The organism is Acinetobacter sp. WU_MDCI_Abxd143 (genome assembly GCF_025514195.1).
Classification (GTDB): Bacteria; Pseudomonadota; Gammaproteobacteria; order Pseudomonadales; family Moraxellaceae; genus Acinetobacter; species Acinetobacter pittii_H.
The window spans coordinates 80930-97142 of record NZ_JAHPTH010000010.1; the positions used below are offsets into that span (position 1 = coordinate 80930).

General features: G+C 38.4%; 18 protein-coding genes. 10 read left to right on the plus strand and 8 right to left on the minus strand.

What is annotated here, in order from left to right; genetic code table 11:
- Nucleotides 1-978 carry an All-trans-nonaprenyl-diphosphate synthase gene (gene sdsA, locus KTI79_RS15400; protein ID WP_032056109.1) on the minus strand — a complete coding sequence of 326 codons (978 nt, stop codon included), beginning with the start codon at nucleotides 976-978 and terminating at the stop codon, nucleotides 1-3.
- Between the two features lie 441 nt (nucleotides 979-1419).
- Between sdsA and rplU the strand changes: the two genes are divergently transcribed.
- From rplU to KTI79_RS15435, 7 genes are all read left to right on the plus strand, one after another.
- Nucleotides 1420-1731 carry a 50S ribosomal protein L21 gene (gene rplU, locus KTI79_RS15405; RefSeq protein ID WP_000271409.1) on the plus strand — a complete coding sequence of 104 codons (312 nt, stop codon included), beginning with the start codon at nucleotides 1420-1422 and terminating at the stop codon, nucleotides 1729-1731.
- 18 nt (nucleotides 1732-1749) lie between these two features.
- Nucleotides 1750-2007, plus strand: coding sequence for a 50S ribosomal protein L27 (rpmA, locus tag KTI79_RS15410; RefSeq protein ID WP_002116037.1), 258 nt, complete (start codon nucleotides 1750-1752; stop codon nucleotides 2005-2007).
- A gap of 239 nt (nucleotides 2008-2246) precedes the next feature.
- On the plus strand, nucleotides 2247-2942 hold the full coding sequence (lolA, locus tag KTI79_RS15415) for an outer membrane lipoprotein chaperone LolA (RefSeq protein ID WP_032056110.1): 696 nt from the start codon (nucleotides 2247-2249) through the stop codon (nucleotides 2940-2942).
- Nucleotides 2943-3058: 116 nt separating this feature from the next.
- Nucleotides 3059-3859 carry an RsiV family protein gene (locus tag KTI79_RS15420; protein ID WP_032056111.1) on the plus strand — a complete coding sequence of 267 codons (801 nt, stop codon included), beginning with the start codon at nucleotides 3059-3061 and terminating at the stop codon, nucleotides 3857-3859.
- A 118-nt stretch (nucleotides 3860-3977) separates the two neighbouring features.
- The gene (serS, locus tag KTI79_RS15425) at nucleotides 3978-5249 is read left to right on the plus strand and encodes a serine--tRNA ligase (RefSeq protein ID WP_032056112.1); all 1272 of its coding nucleotides are present in this window, start codon (nucleotides 3978-3980) and stop codon (nucleotides 5247-5249) included.
- 67 nt (nucleotides 5250-5316) lie between these two features.
- Entirely contained in the window at nucleotides 5317-6690 is a 1374-nt protein-coding gene (cysG, locus tag KTI79_RS15430) for a siroheme synthase CysG (protein ID WP_032056113.1), read from the plus strand.
- 43 nt (nucleotides 6691-6733) lie between these two features.
- Nucleotides 6734-7207 carry a tRNA (cytidine(34)-2'-O)-methyltransferase gene (locus tag KTI79_RS15435; RefSeq protein WP_002116042.1) on the plus strand — a complete coding sequence of 158 codons (474 nt, stop codon included), beginning with the start codon at nucleotides 6734-6736 and terminating at the stop codon, nucleotides 7205-7207.
- Between the two features lie 63 nt (nucleotides 7208-7270).
- Here the strand turns inward: KTI79_RS15435 and KTI79_RS15440 are convergent, their stop codons facing one another.
- On the minus strand, nucleotides 7271-7651 hold the full coding sequence (locus KTI79_RS15440) for a winged helix-turn-helix transcriptional regulator (RefSeq protein ID WP_032056114.1): 381 nt from the start codon (nucleotides 7649-7651) through the stop codon (nucleotides 7271-7273).
- Between the two features lie 117 nt (nucleotides 7652-7768).
- On the opposite strand from KTI79_RS15440, the gene KTI79_RS15445 reads away from it, so the two are divergent.
- The gene (locus KTI79_RS15445; protein ID WP_032056115.1) at nucleotides 7769-8329 is read left to right on the plus strand and encodes a flavodoxin family protein; all 561 of its coding nucleotides are present in this window, start codon (nucleotides 7769-7771) and stop codon (nucleotides 8327-8329) included.
- A 38-nt stretch (nucleotides 8330-8367) separates the two neighbouring features.
- On the opposite strand, the gene KTI79_RS15450 is transcribed toward KTI79_RS15445, so the two are convergent.
- The 6 genes from KTI79_RS15450 to rpoD all read right to left on the minus strand — a co-directional run bounded on the left by KTI79_RS15450 (nucleotide 8368) and on the right by rpoD (nucleotide 14949).
- Entirely contained in the window at nucleotides 8368-9753 is a 1386-nt protein-coding gene (locus KTI79_RS15450) for an APC family permease (protein ID WP_014207482.1), read from the minus strand.
- 265 nt (nucleotides 9754-10018) lie between these two features.
- Nucleotides 10019-11203 carry an iron-containing alcohol dehydrogenase gene (locus KTI79_RS15455; protein ID WP_086375832.1) on the minus strand — a complete coding sequence of 395 codons (1185 nt, stop codon included), beginning with the start codon at nucleotides 11201-11203 and terminating at the stop codon, nucleotides 10019-10021.
- Between the two features lies 1 nt (nucleotide 11204).
- Nucleotides 11205-11738, minus strand: a complete 534-nt coding sequence (locus KTI79_RS15460) for a hypothetical protein (protein ID WP_032056119.1) — start codon at nucleotides 11736-11738, stop codon at nucleotides 11205-11207.
- An 81-nt stretch (nucleotides 11739-11819) separates the two neighbouring features.
- Entirely contained in the window at nucleotides 11820-12473 is a 654-nt protein-coding gene (lipB, locus tag KTI79_RS15465; RefSeq protein WP_032056120.1) for a lipoyl(octanoyl) transferase LipB, read from the minus strand.
- Between the two features lie 204 nt (nucleotides 12474-12677).
- The gene (locus KTI79_RS15470; protein WP_016143210.1) at nucleotides 12678-12965 is read right to left on the minus strand and encodes a YbeD family protein; all 288 of its coding nucleotides are present in this window, start codon (nucleotides 12963-12965) and stop codon (nucleotides 12678-12680) included.
- Between the two features lie 97 nt (nucleotides 12966-13062).
- Nucleotides 13063-14949: an RNA polymerase sigma factor RpoD gene (rpoD, locus tag KTI79_RS15475; RefSeq protein WP_016143211.1), complete on the minus strand. Its 1887-nt coding sequence runs from the start codon at nucleotides 14947-14949 to the stop codon at nucleotides 13063-13065.
- Between the two features lie 358 nt (nucleotides 14950-15307).
- On the opposite strand from rpoD, the gene KTI79_RS15480 reads away from it, so the two are divergent.
- Both KTI79_RS15480 and KTI79_RS15485 read left to right on the plus strand, forming a co-directional pair.
- Nucleotides 15308-15514 (plus strand): PA3496 family putative envelope integrity protein, encoded by a 207-nt coding sequence (locus KTI79_RS15480; protein WP_002116495.1) that lies wholly within the window; start codon nucleotides 15308-15310, stop codon nucleotides 15512-15514.
- Between the two features lie 74 nt (nucleotides 15515-15588).
- Nucleotides 15589-16113 (plus strand): YecA family protein, encoded by a 525-nt coding sequence (locus tag KTI79_RS15485; RefSeq protein WP_032056121.1) that lies wholly within the window; start codon nucleotides 15589-15591, stop codon nucleotides 16111-16113.
- Nucleotides 16114-16213 lie beyond the last annotated feature (100 nt).

Here is a 16213-nt window from a genome sequence, read left to right on the forward strand (position 1 = left end):
CTATTGTATTCGATGTAACGCAAGCTGAGTTAAGTTAATCAATGCCTGACGATACGGTGTATCGGGTAGGTTTGATAAAGCTTGCAGTGCTGCTTCTGTTTCTTCTTGGGCACGTTGGTTGCAATAATCTAAAGCACCAGACTTCTGTACAATTTCGATGACTTGAGGTAATTGGTCTACTCCACCGGTTGCGATACTACGACGAATAATCGCCTGCTCTTCACCAGTTGAGTGTGCTAATGCAGAAATTAACGGTAAAGTTGGCTTACCTTCCATTAAATCATCACCAATATTTTTACCTAATGTTTCAGCATCTGATGTGTAGTCTAAAATATCATCAATAATTTGGAACGCATTACCAAAATGACCAGCAAACAATCTTAATGGTTCACGGTACGCTTCTTGTCCTGCCAAAATAGCAGCACCTTCTGTAGCCAGTTCAAATAGGCGAGACGTTTTACCATGAATAATTTTTAAATAAGTTTCTTCAGTTGTATCTGGTTGATGCTGTGATTGAAGTTGTAATACTTCACCTTCAGCAATTTCACATGTTCCTGTTGAAAAGTCTTTCAATAAAGTCATGTTGTTTAAATCGACCAGTAAATCGAAAGCACGAGCAATCAGGAAGTCACCGACTAAAACAGCTGTCTGATTGTTCCACGTTGCATTTGCTGTAGGGCGACCACGACGAAGCCCAGATTCATCTACTACATCATCATGCACCAATGTCGCGGTATGCAACATTTCAATGATTGCAGCTAAACGCTGTGCATTTACCATGTTATCTAAACCACAAGCACGGGCTGCAAGTAAACACATGATTGGACGCATACGCTTTCCGCCAGCTTCAACGACGTGTTTGCTGACAGACATGACTAAACCGACTTTTGAGCTAATTCCTTCATTAATCAAGTGATCCATCGCAGCAAAGTCTGAGGCAACAGGCGCAAGAATGTCTTGCTTGAAATCGATGACCATATGAAGAAAAACCCCGTATTGGTAGATAAGTGGCGTTAGTGTATCAATTAAAGATGACTTGCACAGGTTAACAAGTGGCTGATATTAATCATTTCTATTGTCTTTAAGCGTTCTTTGTTTTTTATTTAAGCAAAACATGATGTTTCCGGCAAAACAATAAATTTAATGACATCAGCATTAATACAACTTGTTCTTGACGCAATTTGTGTCTGGAACTGTATTTTAATTTTCATTCAGAATCAATGAAAACTGCTAAATTCCAATCCAAGCTGTTCGATTTTGTAAGAATAGGGGATCATGCTTTACTGATAGATAGAAAATACTTGTCGTTTGATCAAATTTCACTTAAAATCTGTCGCCTTGTATAACCCCAGTGGCGATCGTTTTAAGATCGATATATCCCTTTATCGACACGACGACACGGGCTGATTGGAGTACATTATGTACGCAGTAATCCAAAGCGGTGGTAAACAGCACCGTGTAGTTGAGGGCGAAACCCTTAAAGTTGAATTATTGAAAGCTGAATCTGGTGCGACTATTACATTTGATGATGTATTAATGGTTGTAAACGGTGACAACATTCAAATCGGTGCTCCAGTTGTAGCTGGCGCTAAAGTAACTGCAGAAGTGATTGGTCATGGTCGTCACGACAAAATCCGCATCATCAAAATGCGTCGTCGTAAACACTACCGTAAACAACAAGGTCACCGTCAATGGTTCACTGAGTTGAAAATTACTGGTATTTCAGGCTAATCACGAGGAGTAAGAGACATGGCAACTAAAAAAGCCGGTGGATCGACGAAGAACGGTCGTGATTCAAACCCAAAAATGTTAGGTGTTAAAGTTTACGGCGGTCAAGCTGTAACTGCTGGTAACATCATCGTTCGTCAACGTGGTACAGAGTTCCACGCTGGTGCAAATGTTGGTATGGGCCGTGACCATACTTTATTTGCTACTGCTGACGGCGTAGTAAAATTCGAAGTGAAAGGTCAATTTGGCCGTCGCTACGTAAAAGTTGAAACTGTATAAGTTTTAGCTCGAAAAAAGCCCACATTTTGTGGGCTTTTTTTATGGCATTTATTTTCATTCATCTTCATCATGATGAATGAAATTCTACAAACAACATGAATAACATAACAAAATATCTTATTTTCTCAATGATTAGCACAGAGTTTGTCGGTTAATATGAGTCTTGAATTAAGAGCTTACTCAGTTTCATAACTTTGAAAGAGAGTAAGTTGTCTTACAGCAACTAAAAAGGTGATGACATGAATATGCTTCGTAAAACTATGTGTGCTATTACACTTAGCGCGTCAGTGCTTGCTCCTGTAATGAGTACTACAGTGTTTGCTGCGCCTATAGCAGCACCGGAGCAACAGGCAATTGGGAACCTGGTTAATCAGTTATCCGGTTTACAGCGTTTGACTGCCGACTTTGAACAAACAACTAAAGCCAATACAAAAACTGCGGCACAGAAAAAGAGTTTAAGTGCACAGCATATGAACCAGACATTTAAAGGCTCAATGAAAGTTGAGCGTCCGGGGAAATTTTATTGGGAAACAGTAAGTCCTGCTAAACAAACGATTGTAACGAGCGGGAAAACAGTTTGGATCTATGATCCAGATTTACAACAAGCGGTCCGTCAAAGCTTAGATGAGCAGGTTGCAGATACGCCAGCGTTATTACTCTCTGGTAATACCAACCAAATCATGAAGTCTTATCGTGTAACACAACCTGATAAATCTAAACTTTATTTCACCTTATTCCCTAAAAAAGAAGATGGGGCATTCCAAAGCTTAACGATTAGCTTCGGAGCAAATAAAGCGCCTACACTTATGGTATTACAAGACTCATTAGGTCAAACCACCTATGTACGCTTTAAGAACGTTAAAGTAAATGCTTCAATTCCGGCATCAGTCTTTAACTTTACGCCGCCAAAAGGTACAGATGTTATTGACCAATAATTAAAGTCTCTTCAAAAAAGCTACCGTAAAAGGTAGCTTTTTTTATATAAGAGAGACAGATACATTTTTTAACCCCGTCTTATTCTTACGCTTTGTATAGTGTTAGAGGTAAATTCATGGGGATTATTATGCGACTTTACGATAAGAAAATTATTTGTATTCTTCCATTAATGGCTGCAATGGCAATTGTGACTGGTTGCCAACCAAAGTCGGCAGCCAAAGAAGAGCAGGCTGCTTCGACTGCAAAAGTTAAAGAAACGAAAGAGGTTGGTGTTCCTGTAATTCAAGCAAAAGTAATCCCAGTAAAATTGCCAAAATCAAAAGTTTGCTTAGAAGATGGTTGTACTGAGTATGATTTTCAAACAGTACAGACCAACCAAAAATGGATTAATGATTACTTCACCAATCGTATAAAGAAAGCAGATCCGAATGCTTTTGCAAATTTAGCCGATCAACCAGTTGAAGTACCTGAAGGTGAACCAAGTTCAAGTCAAAGTGCAATTTATGTTCGCTATTTAGGGCAAAACTATAATCTTGCCACCTTTGCATTACAGACTTATTCGTACTCAGCTGGTGCTGCACACGGTATGTCTCATCAAGAATTTGTAAATTTTGATTTGTTAAATAAAAAGCACATTACTGTTGCTGAACTTATTCAGCCAGATGTTGAAAAACAGTTGGTTGATGCTCTTTTTGAAGCAAATACAAATTGGCTTCAAGCACATAATATTAGCCGTGAAAAACTTCAGCTAAGCGATAATTTTTACTATGGCGCTAATGGCATTGTATTTGTCTATCCAATTTATGAGCTAGCTTCATATGCAGAGGGAATGTCTGAATTAACGCTGCCATATTTTGAAGCGGGTAAGTTCATTAAACCTGAGTATTTACCAAGTGTGCCAAACTATAACTTTTAAAATAAGTGATCTATTCTAAGAATTGTGTGAAAGCTATTCGTTATGAAGATGATCACTATATTTTTTAGTGTTAAGGCCTTACACTATAGCCAGTTTTTTACCCATATTATGATTGATTATGATCGACCCTAAGTTACTCAGAAATAATATTGAAGCCGTTAATGCGGCTTTGGCAAAACGCGGTATTCAATTAGATGTTCAAGAATGGGCTTCTTTAGAAACTCGCCGTAAAGATTTGCAATCAAAAACTGAAAAATTGCAGGCAGAACGTAATGCCGGTGCAAAACAAGTGGGTCAGATTAAAAAATCCGGTGGTGATGCTTCTGAGATCATGGCGCGTATGCAAGCCATTGGTGATGAAATTAAAGCTGCTGAAGTTGCTTTGTCAGAGTTACAAAACGAGATTGAACAAAAAGCGCTGAGTATTCCTAACTTACCAGATGAGTCTGTTCCTGCTGGTAAAGATGAAGATGATAACGTTGAAATCTCAAAATGGGGTACGCCTCGTCAGTTTGATTTTGAAATCAAAGATCATACTGACTTAGGTGAATGGATGGGCGGTTTAGAGTTTGAAACTGCTACTAAATTGACTGGTTCACGTTTTAGCGTATTGAAAGGTTCTTTAGCGCGTCTACAACGTGTATTAACACAGTTCATGCTTGATACCCATACTTTAAAGAATGGCTATACAGAAGCTTACGTGCCTTATTTGGTCAATGCTGATTCACTTCGTGGAACTGGTCAGTTGCCAAAATTTGAAGAAGATTTGTTCAAACTTCAAGGTGAAAAAGAATATTACCTCATCCCTACAGCAGAGGTTCCTGTTACTAACTTCGTTCGTGATGAGATTATTGATACCGAACGTTTGCCTTTAAAATATGCAGCGCATACGCCATGTTTCCGTAGTGAAGCTGGTTCTTATGGACGTGATACCCGTGGTTTAATTCGTCAGCATCAATTTGATAAAGTTGAGATGGTGCAAATCGTTAAACCTGAAACATCTATGCAAGCACTTGAAGAGCTTACTGCACATGCTGAGGGCATTTTACAGGCACTAGGTTTGCCATACCGCAAGATTTTGCTTTGTGGTGGGGATATGGGTTTCGGTGCCACTAAAACTTACGACTTAGAAGTTTGGGTTCCAAGCCAAAATACTTATCGTGAAATCTCAAGCTGCTCTAATATGGGTGATTTTCAGGCACGCCGCATGAAAGCACGCTACAGAATGGATCAAAAGAAGACCGAATTGGTGCATACACTAAATGGTTCAGGTTTGGCAGTTGGACGTACTTTGCTTGCTGTAATGGAAAATTACCAACGTGAAGACGGTTCTATCGAAATTCCAGAAGTATTACGCCCATATATGGGTGGTGCAACGTTTATTGATTAAGCTTTGCATCTAAATTGTGCACGGTTTTTGCTTAACCCAAATCAGATGATTAATGTAGAGGTTTAAGGTGGATATTTTTCCAATCTCTTTAAAGTTGCAACAGCAACATTGTCTGATTGTGGGTGGTGGGCATATTGCATTGCGCAAAGCAAACCTTTTAGCTAAAGCGGGAGCGGTAATTGATATTATTGCTCCTGCAATTGAAGAGCAGCTTTTACAGTTAGTCAAAACGACAGGCGGAGAGTATTTTGCCGAGTCCTTTGCTGAAAAAATATTAAATACACCATATCGATTAGTGATTGCTGCAACTAATGATGCCCACGTGAACAAAGCTGTTTTTGAGCAATGTGAAGCGCGTAATTTACTGGTAAATAGTGTCGATGATATTCCACATTGTCGCTTTATGGTTCCAGCTATTATTGATCGTTCTCCATTAATTATTTCTGTCGCCTCAAATGGCGCATCACCAGTTTTATCGAGACAACTTCGTACTCAAATAGAAACAATTGTTCCGCATGGCATGGGTAAGTTGGCTGAGTTTTCTGGTCACTGGCGTAAGCAGGTAAAAGAAAAAATTCCCAATCCAGATGAGCGTCGGATTTTTTGGGAAAATCTCTACGCTAGCCCATTAAAAGAACAAGTTTTCAATGACAATTTAGAAGTTGCGAATGGTTTGATTCAGCAAGCCTTAACAGAATGGACTGCACCTAAAGGTGAAGTTTATTTGGTAGGCGCTGGACCGGGTGATCCCGAGTTACTGACACTAAAAGCATTACGTCTTATGCAACAAGCTGATGTTGTGATTTATGATCGTCTTGTTTCTGCACCCATTTTAGAGCTTTGCCGTCGTGATGCGACTAAAATTTATGTAGGTAAAGCGCGTTCAAATCACTCCGTTCCCCAAGATGGCATCAATGCTTTACTGGTTGAGTATGCTCAAAAAGGAAAGCGTGTTTGTCGTTTAAAGGGTGGTGATCCATTTATCTTTGGACGTGGTGGTGAAGAGATTCAAGAGCTCGTTGAGGCGAATGTCACTTTCCAAGTTGTACCAGGTATAACAGCAGCATCAGGCTGTTCAGCTTATGCGGGCATTCCATTAACACATCGTGACTATGCACAAAGTGTTCGTTTCTTGACTGGGCATTTAAAGGAAGGTTCACCTGAACTTCCTTGGAATGAGTTGGTTTATGAAAATCAAACTTTGGTTTTATATATGGGGCTAGTTGGTTTAGAACGCATTTGTGAGCAACTTATTGCTCATGGCCAACGTGCTGATATGCCGGTAGCTTTAATCTCTAAGGGAACCACACCAGACCAGAAAGTTGTAGTTGGAACATTAGCTGATATCGCAACAAAAGTGTCTGAACATCATATCGTAGCACCAACTTTAACCATTATTGGTGAAGTGGTGAATTTACGTGAACAGTTAAAATGGCAATAAATTCATTTGAGTTTATTGCTGGTTATTAAAGTCGAGAAAATTTGTGATTCATGTTGTCCTATACGAGCCTGAAATTCCTGCCAATACAGGCAATATCATTCGTTTATGTGCTAATACTGGTGCACAGTTACATTTGGTTAAGCCTTTAGGTTTTGAATTGGATGATAAAAAGCTCAAACGAGCAGGCCTTGATTATCATGAATGGGCACGTATGCAAATTTGGGACAACATAGAACTTTGCCTTGCTGACTTGAAAGCTAAAGGTGTCGAACATGTTTTTCCACTCACCACTAAAGGTTCTGCAACTCCACATACGGTTGATTTGAATCGACCTGTGGCTTTACTGATGGGGCCAGAGACACGCGGTTTGCCTGAGCATGTTCGCTTGATGTTTCCACAAGAACAGTGGATTCGTTTGCCGATGGCGGAAAACTCAAGGAGTTTAAATTTATCTAATGCAACGGCTGTGATTGTTTATGAAGCATGGCGTCAGCAGGGTTTTAAAAACTTAGGATAAGTTAATAGTTTTTAAATAAAAATAAGGCCACAGTTGTGGCCTTATTTTTTTATATAAATCCATTTAAGCTTGCTCTAGCACTTTTTCGTCATAAGTCATTTGGGCTGCTAAAACCTGTTCAATATTGGTTTCAGCCCATTCCTTTAATTGGAATGCCATCGCTGCGACATTTTGCCCTAAAGAAGTCAGTGAGTAATCAACACGAATAGGAGTGGTATTTTGGATTTTACGTTCGATAAAACCGTCTCTTTCTAGCATTTTTAGTTTTTGTGATAAGACTTTAGGCGAAATACCTTGAATATTCTTTTTGAGCAAGTTGAAGTGCTGAGTGTCCTCTTCAAGCACATTTAAAATTAATAAAACCCACTTATCTGCAATTTTTTCAAAAAATAAACGAGCAGGGCAATGTTGTTGAAAAACATTATATTTTAGACATTCATTCATATTATTTACCTGCTAATTTCTTAAAAAATTACCATAGTTACCAGTTAGTAACTAATTGACACCTAGTTTCTAAAATATATCATAAAGTGGAATTTAATAAAACAAAGGTTTGCTCCCATGTCTAACTCTAATATCGCGGTTGTATATTTCTCTGGTTATGGCCATACCAAAGTCGTGGCTGAAACGTTTGCAAAAGAAATTAATGCTCAGCTCATCCAAATTGATCAAGAAGGTAATATTACTGATCAAGATTGGCAGACATTAAATGATGCGAAGGGGATTGTTTTTGGTGCTCCAACTTATATGGGTACAGCACCATGGCAGTTTAAAAAGTTTGCTGATGCAACTTCAAAAGTTTGGTTTACACGGGGTTGGCAAGATAAAGTCTTTGCAGGTTTTACAAACAGCGCGAGCTTAAATGGGGATAAGCAGGTTACTCTTATTCAATTACAGACTTTAGCATCGCAACATGGTGGAATTTGGGTAAGCCTTGGTTTATTACCAGCGAATACAAAAGATGCAACACGTGAAGATGTAAATAACTTAGGTGGTTCAGTTGGACTTTTAGTTCAATCGCCTTCTGATGCAAGTGTAGAGGAAGTCCCTACTGGAGACCTTGAAACAGCGAAACTCTATGCTCAACGTGTACAAAATATTGTGAACAAAATTTTTGGTTAATTTGACCATAAAAAAAGGCGCTTTAAGCGCCTTTTTTATTATTCGTGTTCATTATGCTGTGGAGCATTATATTTGAAACCTTTGGTTTTGTAGGCCAAATAACCTACACCAATAACGGCCCAAGCTAAGCCAATTTGTAAGGCAAGCTTATCAATCTCTAGCCACATCATAAATACACTGGCAAAACCAAGTGTTGGTATAACAATATAATTGATGATGTCTTTAAACGTTTTATTTTTGCCATCTCTTAATGCATAGCGAGAAATAACCGAGAAGTTAACAAAACTAAAAGCGGTTAAAGCACCAAAACTAATCAAGTTGACAATATGCTCAAGATCTAAGAAACCAGCAGATAAAGCAACTACACCCACAATAAGAATGTTGTAAGTTGGAGTATGCAATTTTGGACTAATATGACCAAATAATTTCTTATTGATTACGCCGTCACGTCCCATTACATACATTAAACGAGATACACCAGCATGAGCAGAAATACCTGATGCCATAACAGCAACTACAGCAAAATATAAAACCAAAGTTTTAAACGCAATACTACCAATCGCAGCAACCATCACAGGCTGTGATTCATCGAGAGGATTAAAATAAGTATTTGGGTTACTAGGGAAATATAATTGGATGAAGTAAGTACTTACAATGAAAATAATACCGGCAAGTAATGCTGTCGTAAAAATAGCTTTTGGAAGCGTTTTCTCTGCATCTTTTGTTTCTTCAGCAAGAGAAGATAAAGCATCAAACCCTGTGAAAGAGAAGCAGAGTACAGTTGCACCAGCAATTAAAGCACTTACGGATGTCATGTCGTTCCAAAAAGGAGTTAATGACCACAAGGCAGCTTTATCCGGATTTAAAGTTCCATCTGCATATACACCTTGAGTGAGTAAAATGTATACCTGATAAACGAAATAAAAAATTACGCCAAGCTGAATAATAACGATCGTGCTGTTAAAGCGCGCGACAAATCGTGCACCAAATAAGTTAATAACAGTCATTAGGGTGGTTAAACCAATTACCCATAACCAGTTATTTACCTCTGGAAAAAGAGCTCTTAGATAAATATCTGCCAAAATAATATTAACAAGCGGTGACAGTAAATAGTCTAACCAAGAAGACCAACCCACCATAAAACCAACATTAGGGTGAATTGATTTTTGAGCATAAGTATAAGCTGACCCAGAAGAAGGGTAGCGTTTAATCATATGTCCATAACTGATCGATGTTAATAAGATTGCGACTAATGCAAAGATGTAGGAAGTTGGTACATGACCGCCACTTCGCTCTGATACTAAACCAAAAGTATCGAATAACGTTAATGGCTGAATATAAGCTAAACCAATAATAATAATGTGCCAAAGCACAAGATTCTTTTGAAGTTTAGCTGTTGGTTTAGTCCCAGATAAATTTGTCAACGGCGTTATCCTCATAATCGTTGATCAAGGATCAGCTTGGTGTTAAGGATCGTTTGAGACGAACGATCCCCCCTACAGAAAAAGATAAAGTGCGCCAATCTATCCTAAATTGATGCAAATTGTCAGTACTTTCATCGATTTTTTAGCAAATTTTTTGCCATATTTCCAAATAAAATGATGAACAAAAATTCATGACTATAAAAAAGGTCTGATTTCATTTAAAAATCAGACCTTTAGAATTGGGGTTTAAATTTAACTTATCGAATTACCATGCTTTTTGTAAGATATCTCGAATATCTTTTAAGCTAGCTTCTTTAGGATTGTAAATAATTGAGCCATCATTTAGTGCTTTTTCTGCAATTTCATCGAGCTGTGCTTCAGTTACTTTACCTGTTTCGCGTAAGGTGCGTGGTAACTTGGTTAAAGTAAATAGACGATCACGCATTGCCAAAATCGTAGCAATTGCTCTATCTGCGCGTTGAGTTGCTGGAGTTTGAGCATAAATATCCGCACCAGCTAATGATAATAGTAACTCACCAACTTTCTGTCCATTTACCTGCTTATTATATTCAAGCACATAAGGTAAGAATAAATTCATGCATAACCCATGGGGTAGGTGAGCAACAGCACCTAAAGCATGCCCTAAAGAGTGTACAAGTCCTACCATTGAATTAGAAAATGCAATACCTGCCATTGTAGAGGCTTGCGCTAGTTCTAAACGACCTTGTGAGTCATTTGGATTTTCTAAGACATTAAATAAGTTTTCGCTGATTTTTTTAATGCCAGCACTTGCATACGCATCACTTAATGGATTAGCAGCCAGACATGTATAGGCTTCAACACAATGCGTTAAAGCATCCATACCTGTCATTGCAGTTAAATGAGGTGGTAGTGTAAGGGTCATGCGTGGATCTAAAATCGCTGCATGTGGCATTAAGTAATAAGAAGCGAACGCTAACTTAACATTCTTTTGAGTATCTGAAACCACAGCAACCATAGTCACTTCAGAACCAGTTCCTGAAGTTGTTGGAATTACAAAAAATGGTTTTAAGGGTTTTGGTAAGTTATGCGCACCCGCATATTGAAGCAGATCATCTCCACCTTCAGATACTAAAATGTTAGTGGCTTTAGAGGTATCAATAACTGAGCCGCCACCGACAGCAATAATCGCGTCACATTTGTTTGCACGATAAGCTTCTGCCGCAAGACGAACGACTTCTAAACTCGAATCTGGTGGAACATCATCAAAAACGTGACCAATAACAGCATCAGTCGTGCTGAATGCAGCTTCAATAGGGTTGAGTAAACCATTTGCGCGTACACCCTTATCTGTAATAATAAGAGGGCGTTTTGCACCTAAGGTCGCCAGTTCAAACGGAATATGTTCTAACGCAGCATTACCAGCAATGACTTTTACAGGACAAAAGAATTCGTAGTATGGTTTAGCCATGTTATGCGCTCCGCTTGAAATAGGACTTAGCTACTTTTAAGTAAATATTTGCAGCTTCGTTGAATTTTTCTTTTAGGGTAAGTTCGGTTGGATATTCTTTGACTGCAAGTGAAGCAACCAATTTGGGTAAAATAAGAGATTCCATTTTATTTAGACAGCGTACTAAGCGAATGGCAGCAGATACATCACCATCAGCAATCATGCGGTCATTAGCAAATGCTTGAGCAGTACTTTCTTGAAAAGAAAATACTAAAAATGCATGAGTTACATGTTTGAAGGTAATGGTTAGGTCCGGCTTTCTTTCAGCTCTTTTGAGTAGCTCTAACTGTTTGTCTTCTGTGACTCGAGCAAAAAATGCTGGTCCATTTGGGAAAACATTCATTGAAAGTACAAAGTGAACAGGAAATTTAGATACTTCCTCTTGTATTTCAGTGTCCACTTGACTCGCCATGACTAAGCCACGACCAATAACATCCATCATGAGCTTAACGTAGGCAAGTTGCAGAGTAGGCTTTACAGCTTTTGTCGAAATCACTCGCGTATCCCTTGTTAAAATTATGCAAAAGCAAATTTAGAGTAATTACTCTAATCCATTTTTATTTCATCGCAAAGCGATTTATTCAGATTTGACTTCTGGGTCATTAAAGTACCCAGTATTCTTAATATACTCAATAAAGTCTTGGCAAAGTTGAGTGAATGATGGATAGGGAGTCACTAAATCTTGTATACGAACCATTTCTAAGCCTGCGTAACCGCAAGGATTAATAGTTTGGAACCCATCTAAAGCACAGTCTAAGTTTAATGCTAATCCATGATAGCTACGGCCACGACGAATTTTAAAACCTAAAGAACCAATTTTACGGCCTTCCACATATACCCCAGGTGCATCGGGCTTGGCATATGCTTCAATTCCATATTTTTTCAAAATATCTATCATGAATTGTTCAGCAAAACTGACCAACGTACGTACGTTCCATTTTAGACGATTAAGATCAAACATGAAGTAGGCAACAAGTTGACCTGGTCCATGCCAAGTTACTTGCCCACCACGGTCAGTTTGTACTACTGGGATATTTGATGAAATTAGGATGTGTTCAGGTTTACCAGCTTGACCTTGGGTTAAGACATTATGATGTTGAAGTAACCATAACTCATCTGGCGTATCTTGATCACGCTCGTTTGTTAAGAGTTTCATGTTTTCAAACTTGCTTTGATAATCTTGTAAATCATTCCATTGCCGAATGATCAAGTTGGGTTTATCAAGGCTCATCACAATATCTTCCTATAAGTTAGTTTATGCGGCACTCAGTTAATATCTACTAGATAGAAGCCGAAAACTTTGTAATTTTAAAGGATTTTATAAAAGGAATTCTAAATATTTATTGGGCTTTTCGTGGCTAGTTAACTTTAAAATTTCCAAAAAAAATACCACAGTAAGAATGTCTAACTGTGGTATTGATTGAAGAACTTAAAATTAAAGCGCAGTTCTAATCTGCGGACAAGCAGCCAAGTCAGCATAAAGTGCATGAACTTGTTCTAATTCTTCAAAGCGCAATTGTGCTGTTAAAGAATGATACTTGCCGGTGCGAGATTCTTGAACTTTTAATGTTGAGTCATCGAAGTCTGGGAAATGTTTCACCAAAATATCGACTACAGCAACACGTAATTCTTCACCCGCATCGCCAATAAGTTTAATTGGATAATCCATCGGAAATACCCAAAGATGTTCTTGTAGTTCGCGAGATGGAGTGCGGTCTAACATAAGTTACCTCATGATTTGAAACGCCTGCATTATCGCAGGCGTTTATAGCTCTTTCTATTAAATGGGGCTTAGTTTTGAAATTTCAAGTTTTCAAAACTTAGTCATTTTCCAGGAAAGAACGTAAGTGTTCAGAACGAGAAGGGTGGCGTAATTTACGCAATGCTTTCGCTTCAATCTGACGAATACGTTCACGTGTTACGTCAAATTGCTTACCTACTTCTTCAAGGGTGTGATCGGTTGGCATATCAATACCAAAACGCATCTTCAATACTTTCGCTTCACGTTCAGTTAAGTTTTCCAATACTTCACGTGTTGCTTCTTTTAAGCCTTCTGAAGTCGCAGCATCAATTGGAGAAGTGATGTTTTGATCTTCAATGAAATCGCCAAGATGCGAATCTTCATCATCACCAATAGGTGTTTCCATCGAGATCGGTTCTTTCGCAATTTTAAGTACTTTACGAACCTTAACTTCATCCATTTCTAAACGTTCACCTAATTCTTCAGGTGTTGGTTCACGGCCCATTTCTTGTAACAATTGACGAGATACACGGTTGATCTTGTTAATTGTTTCGATCATGTGTACTGGAATACGAATTGTACGAGCCTGATCGGCAATCGAGCGAGTAATTGCCTGACGAATCCACCAAGTTGCATAAGTCGAGAATTTATAACCACGACGGTATTCAAACTTGTCTACAGCTTTCATTAAACCAATGTTCCCTTCTTGAATCAAGTCAAGGAACTGTAAACCACGGTTAGTGTATTTCTTCGCAATCGAGATTACCAAACGAAGGTTGGCTTCTACCATTTCTTTCTTGGCGCGACGTGCTTTCGCTTCGCCAATTGCCATACGTTTAGAGATATCTTTAATTTCAGCAACGCTTAAACTAAGCTCTTTCTCAATATCTGCAATCTTTTGCTGGAATGCTAAAACATCAGGACGAACTTTTTCTAAATGTGCCTTGATTTCAGCAGGAGCTTTAGCAATTTGTTCATCTAACCAAGCTGGATTAGATTCTTGTTTAGGGAAAGATGTACGGAATTGAGTACGGTCCATACGGCCACGACGTACCGCATAACGCATGATTTCACGTTCATTCGCACGAATTTGCTCATGTGTGCCACGAATCATTTCAGAAATGATATCGAATAAACGTGGTGTAAATTTAAACATCATGAACACAGTAGCTAAAGCTTCTAAAGCTTCTTCTGCCTCAGGACTGTTACGACCATGTTTTTCAACTGCAGCTTTTGTTTTAGCCCAAGCAGCTTCTAGTTCAGTAAAACGAACTTTCGCTACTTCAGGGTCTGGACCTGAATCACCTTCAGAGTCATCATCACCTTCAGACTCTTCTTCTTCATCGTCATCATCAAGCTTAACTTCTTTGGTTGATTTTGAAGATGATTCGTCTTCTTCCTCAAGCTCTTCAACTTCTTCTAAAACTTCTGGAATATCTTCATCAGTTTCAGGATCGAGATAACCAGATAAAATATCGGCAAGACGACGTTCGCCAGTTAAGAAATCATTATATTCTTTTAATACAACTTCAACAGCATTGGGCCAGTAAGCGATTGAATTAAGGACATCACGGATACCTTCTTCAATACGTTTGGCAATGCTGATTTCACCTTCACGGGTTAACAGCTCAACTGTACCCATTTCACGCATGTACATACGTACAGGGTCTGTCGTACGTCCAGGCTCATTTTCAACCGATGCAAGTACGGCAGCAGCTTCTTCTTCAGCAACCTCATCAGTTGCTTCAGCCGACTCACCGAACATGGTATCGTCAGATTCAGGTGCACGCTCGTGTACAGGAATACCAACGTCTTGAAGCATTTGAATAATGTCTTCAATCTGTTCGCTTTCAGTAATCGAGTCCGGCAGATGATCGTTAACCTCAGCGTAAGTTAAGTAACCTTGTTCTTTGCCTCGGCTAATCAGAGCCGCTACTTGAGAAGTAGGGGAATGCATATCGCTCATCTTTGCTTACTCTTTGTTGAATCTGTGGCAGTGAAAAACCGTGCATGATAGCACAATTTGCTTGAAATGTTTTGGCTTTGATCAGTAACCGTTAAATAAAAAATATCTTTGAATTCACGTCTGTTTTTTGAATATTGGGCTAAAATCATTTTTTTCAAGCTTAAATCATCGAAAAGATCATAGAATTTTTTTTTGATCAAAAAAATAGTTCAGGTTTATAAATACACAATTTTTTGGGTGAAAAAAAGTACAAATATGCAGTTTAATGAAAAAAATATAAATAAAACTTGACACGGTTAGATAAGCAAGATAAATAGCGGCTAGACCCATTCACATTTTTTCATTAGAGGTAGTTTTAGTGTCTTCTACAGATTTTGAATTAGATGATAACTACGGTGATGATGATGATGTCGGTTTTGATGAGTCATCAGGCAAAATCACTGCGAAAGAATCATTAGAAAAACGTAGATTAATTGATGATCTATTGGCTCAACGTCGTTTAGAGCGTGAGTTAAAAGATTTTGATTACGATTTAGACGATGATGATCTTGATGATGAAGACTAATCAAATCTGAATAGGGCATCGTCAGCTTAGATGCTATGCTATCGTAGATTTCTTTTTTATAGTCAGGTAACACAATGAGTGCGTTAGATTTAGACCAATTAAGTGAATATCTAGATGGAGACCACAATGAGTATGGTCTAGATTTCGCTGCAACTCATGGTTTTCTGTGTGCAATTGCAGTAGGCCCTCAGTTTGATCGTTGGTTAGATGAATTATTTGATAATAACCATAAAAAGGTTCCTGCCGAAATTATTCAGCAGATCAAAGCATGGTTAGAGTCTATTCGACAAGACTTAGCAAATGAAAATGGGATTGAATTTCCGTTTGAAATTGAAGAAGCCGATGTCGAGTCTAGCTTAGGCGACTGGAGTGTTGGATTTGTTGATGCAATGTTCTTAAATGAAGATGCATGGTTTGCACCTGAATACGAAGAACAACTAATTGATTTAACTTTACCAATGATGGTATTTAGTGGAATTGATGAAGAAGATCCACACATGGAATCTTTCCGTCGTAATGGACAGTTAATGGATGAGCTGGCAGAAGAAATCCCAGATAATTTGAATGAATTATACTTGATGTATCATACGCCAAATTAATTTATTAGAAGAAATAATAAATAACGTCCTTTCTAGGGCGTTTTTTATTGCCTGAATTTTTTAATAGGTAATTGAGTATAATAATATTTTTACATTAATT

Excerpts from the sequence above, each read along its gene's own strand:
- sdsA (WP_032056109.1), bottom strand. The coding sequence starts at position 978 with ATGGTCATCGATTTCAAGCAAGACATTCTTGCGCCTGTTGCCTCAGAC.
- rplU (WP_000271409.1), top strand. The coding sequence starts at position 1,420 with ATGTACGCAGTAATCCAAAGCGGTGGTAAACAGCACCGTGTAGTTGAG.
- rpmA (WP_002116037.1), top strand. The coding sequence starts at position 1,750 with ATGGCAACTAAAAAAGCCGGTGGATCGACGAAGAACGGTCGTGATTCA.
- lolA (WP_032056110.1), top strand. The coding sequence starts at position 2,247 with ATGAATATGCTTCGTAAAACTATGTGTGCTATTACACTTAGCGCGTCA.
- KTI79_RS15420 (WP_032056111.1), top strand. The coding sequence starts at position 3,059 with ATGGGGATTATTATGCGACTTTACGATAAGAAAATTATTTGTATTCTT.
- serS (WP_032056112.1), top strand. The coding sequence starts at position 3,978 with ATGATCGACCCTAAGTTACTCAGAAATAATATTGAAGCCGTTAATGCG.
- KTI79_RS15440 (WP_032056114.1), bottom strand. The coding sequence starts at position 7,651 with ATGAATGAATGTCTAAAATATAATGTTTTTCAACAACATTGCCCTGCT.
- KTI79_RS15445 (WP_032056115.1), top strand. The coding sequence starts at position 7,769 with ATGTCTAACTCTAATATCGCGGTTGTATATTTCTCTGGTTATGGCCAT.
- KTI79_RS15455 (WP_086375832.1), bottom strand. The coding sequence starts at position 11,203 with ATGGCTAAACCATACTACGAATTCTTTTGTCCTGTAAAAGTCATTGCT.
- lipB (WP_032056120.1), bottom strand. The coding sequence starts at position 12,473 with ATGAGCCTTGATAAACCCAACTTGATCATTCGGCAATGGAATGATTTA.
- KTI79_RS15470 (WP_016143210.1), bottom strand. The coding sequence starts at position 12,965 with ATGTTAGACCGCACTCCATCTCGCGAACTACAAGAACATCTTTGGGTA.
- rpoD (WP_016143211.1), bottom strand. The coding sequence starts at position 14,949 with ATGAGCGATATGCATTCCCCTACTTCTCAAGTAGCGGCTCTGATTAGC.
- KTI79_RS15485 (WP_032056121.1), top strand. The coding sequence starts at position 15,589 with ATGAGTGCGTTAGATTTAGACCAATTAAGTGAATATCTAGATGGAGAC.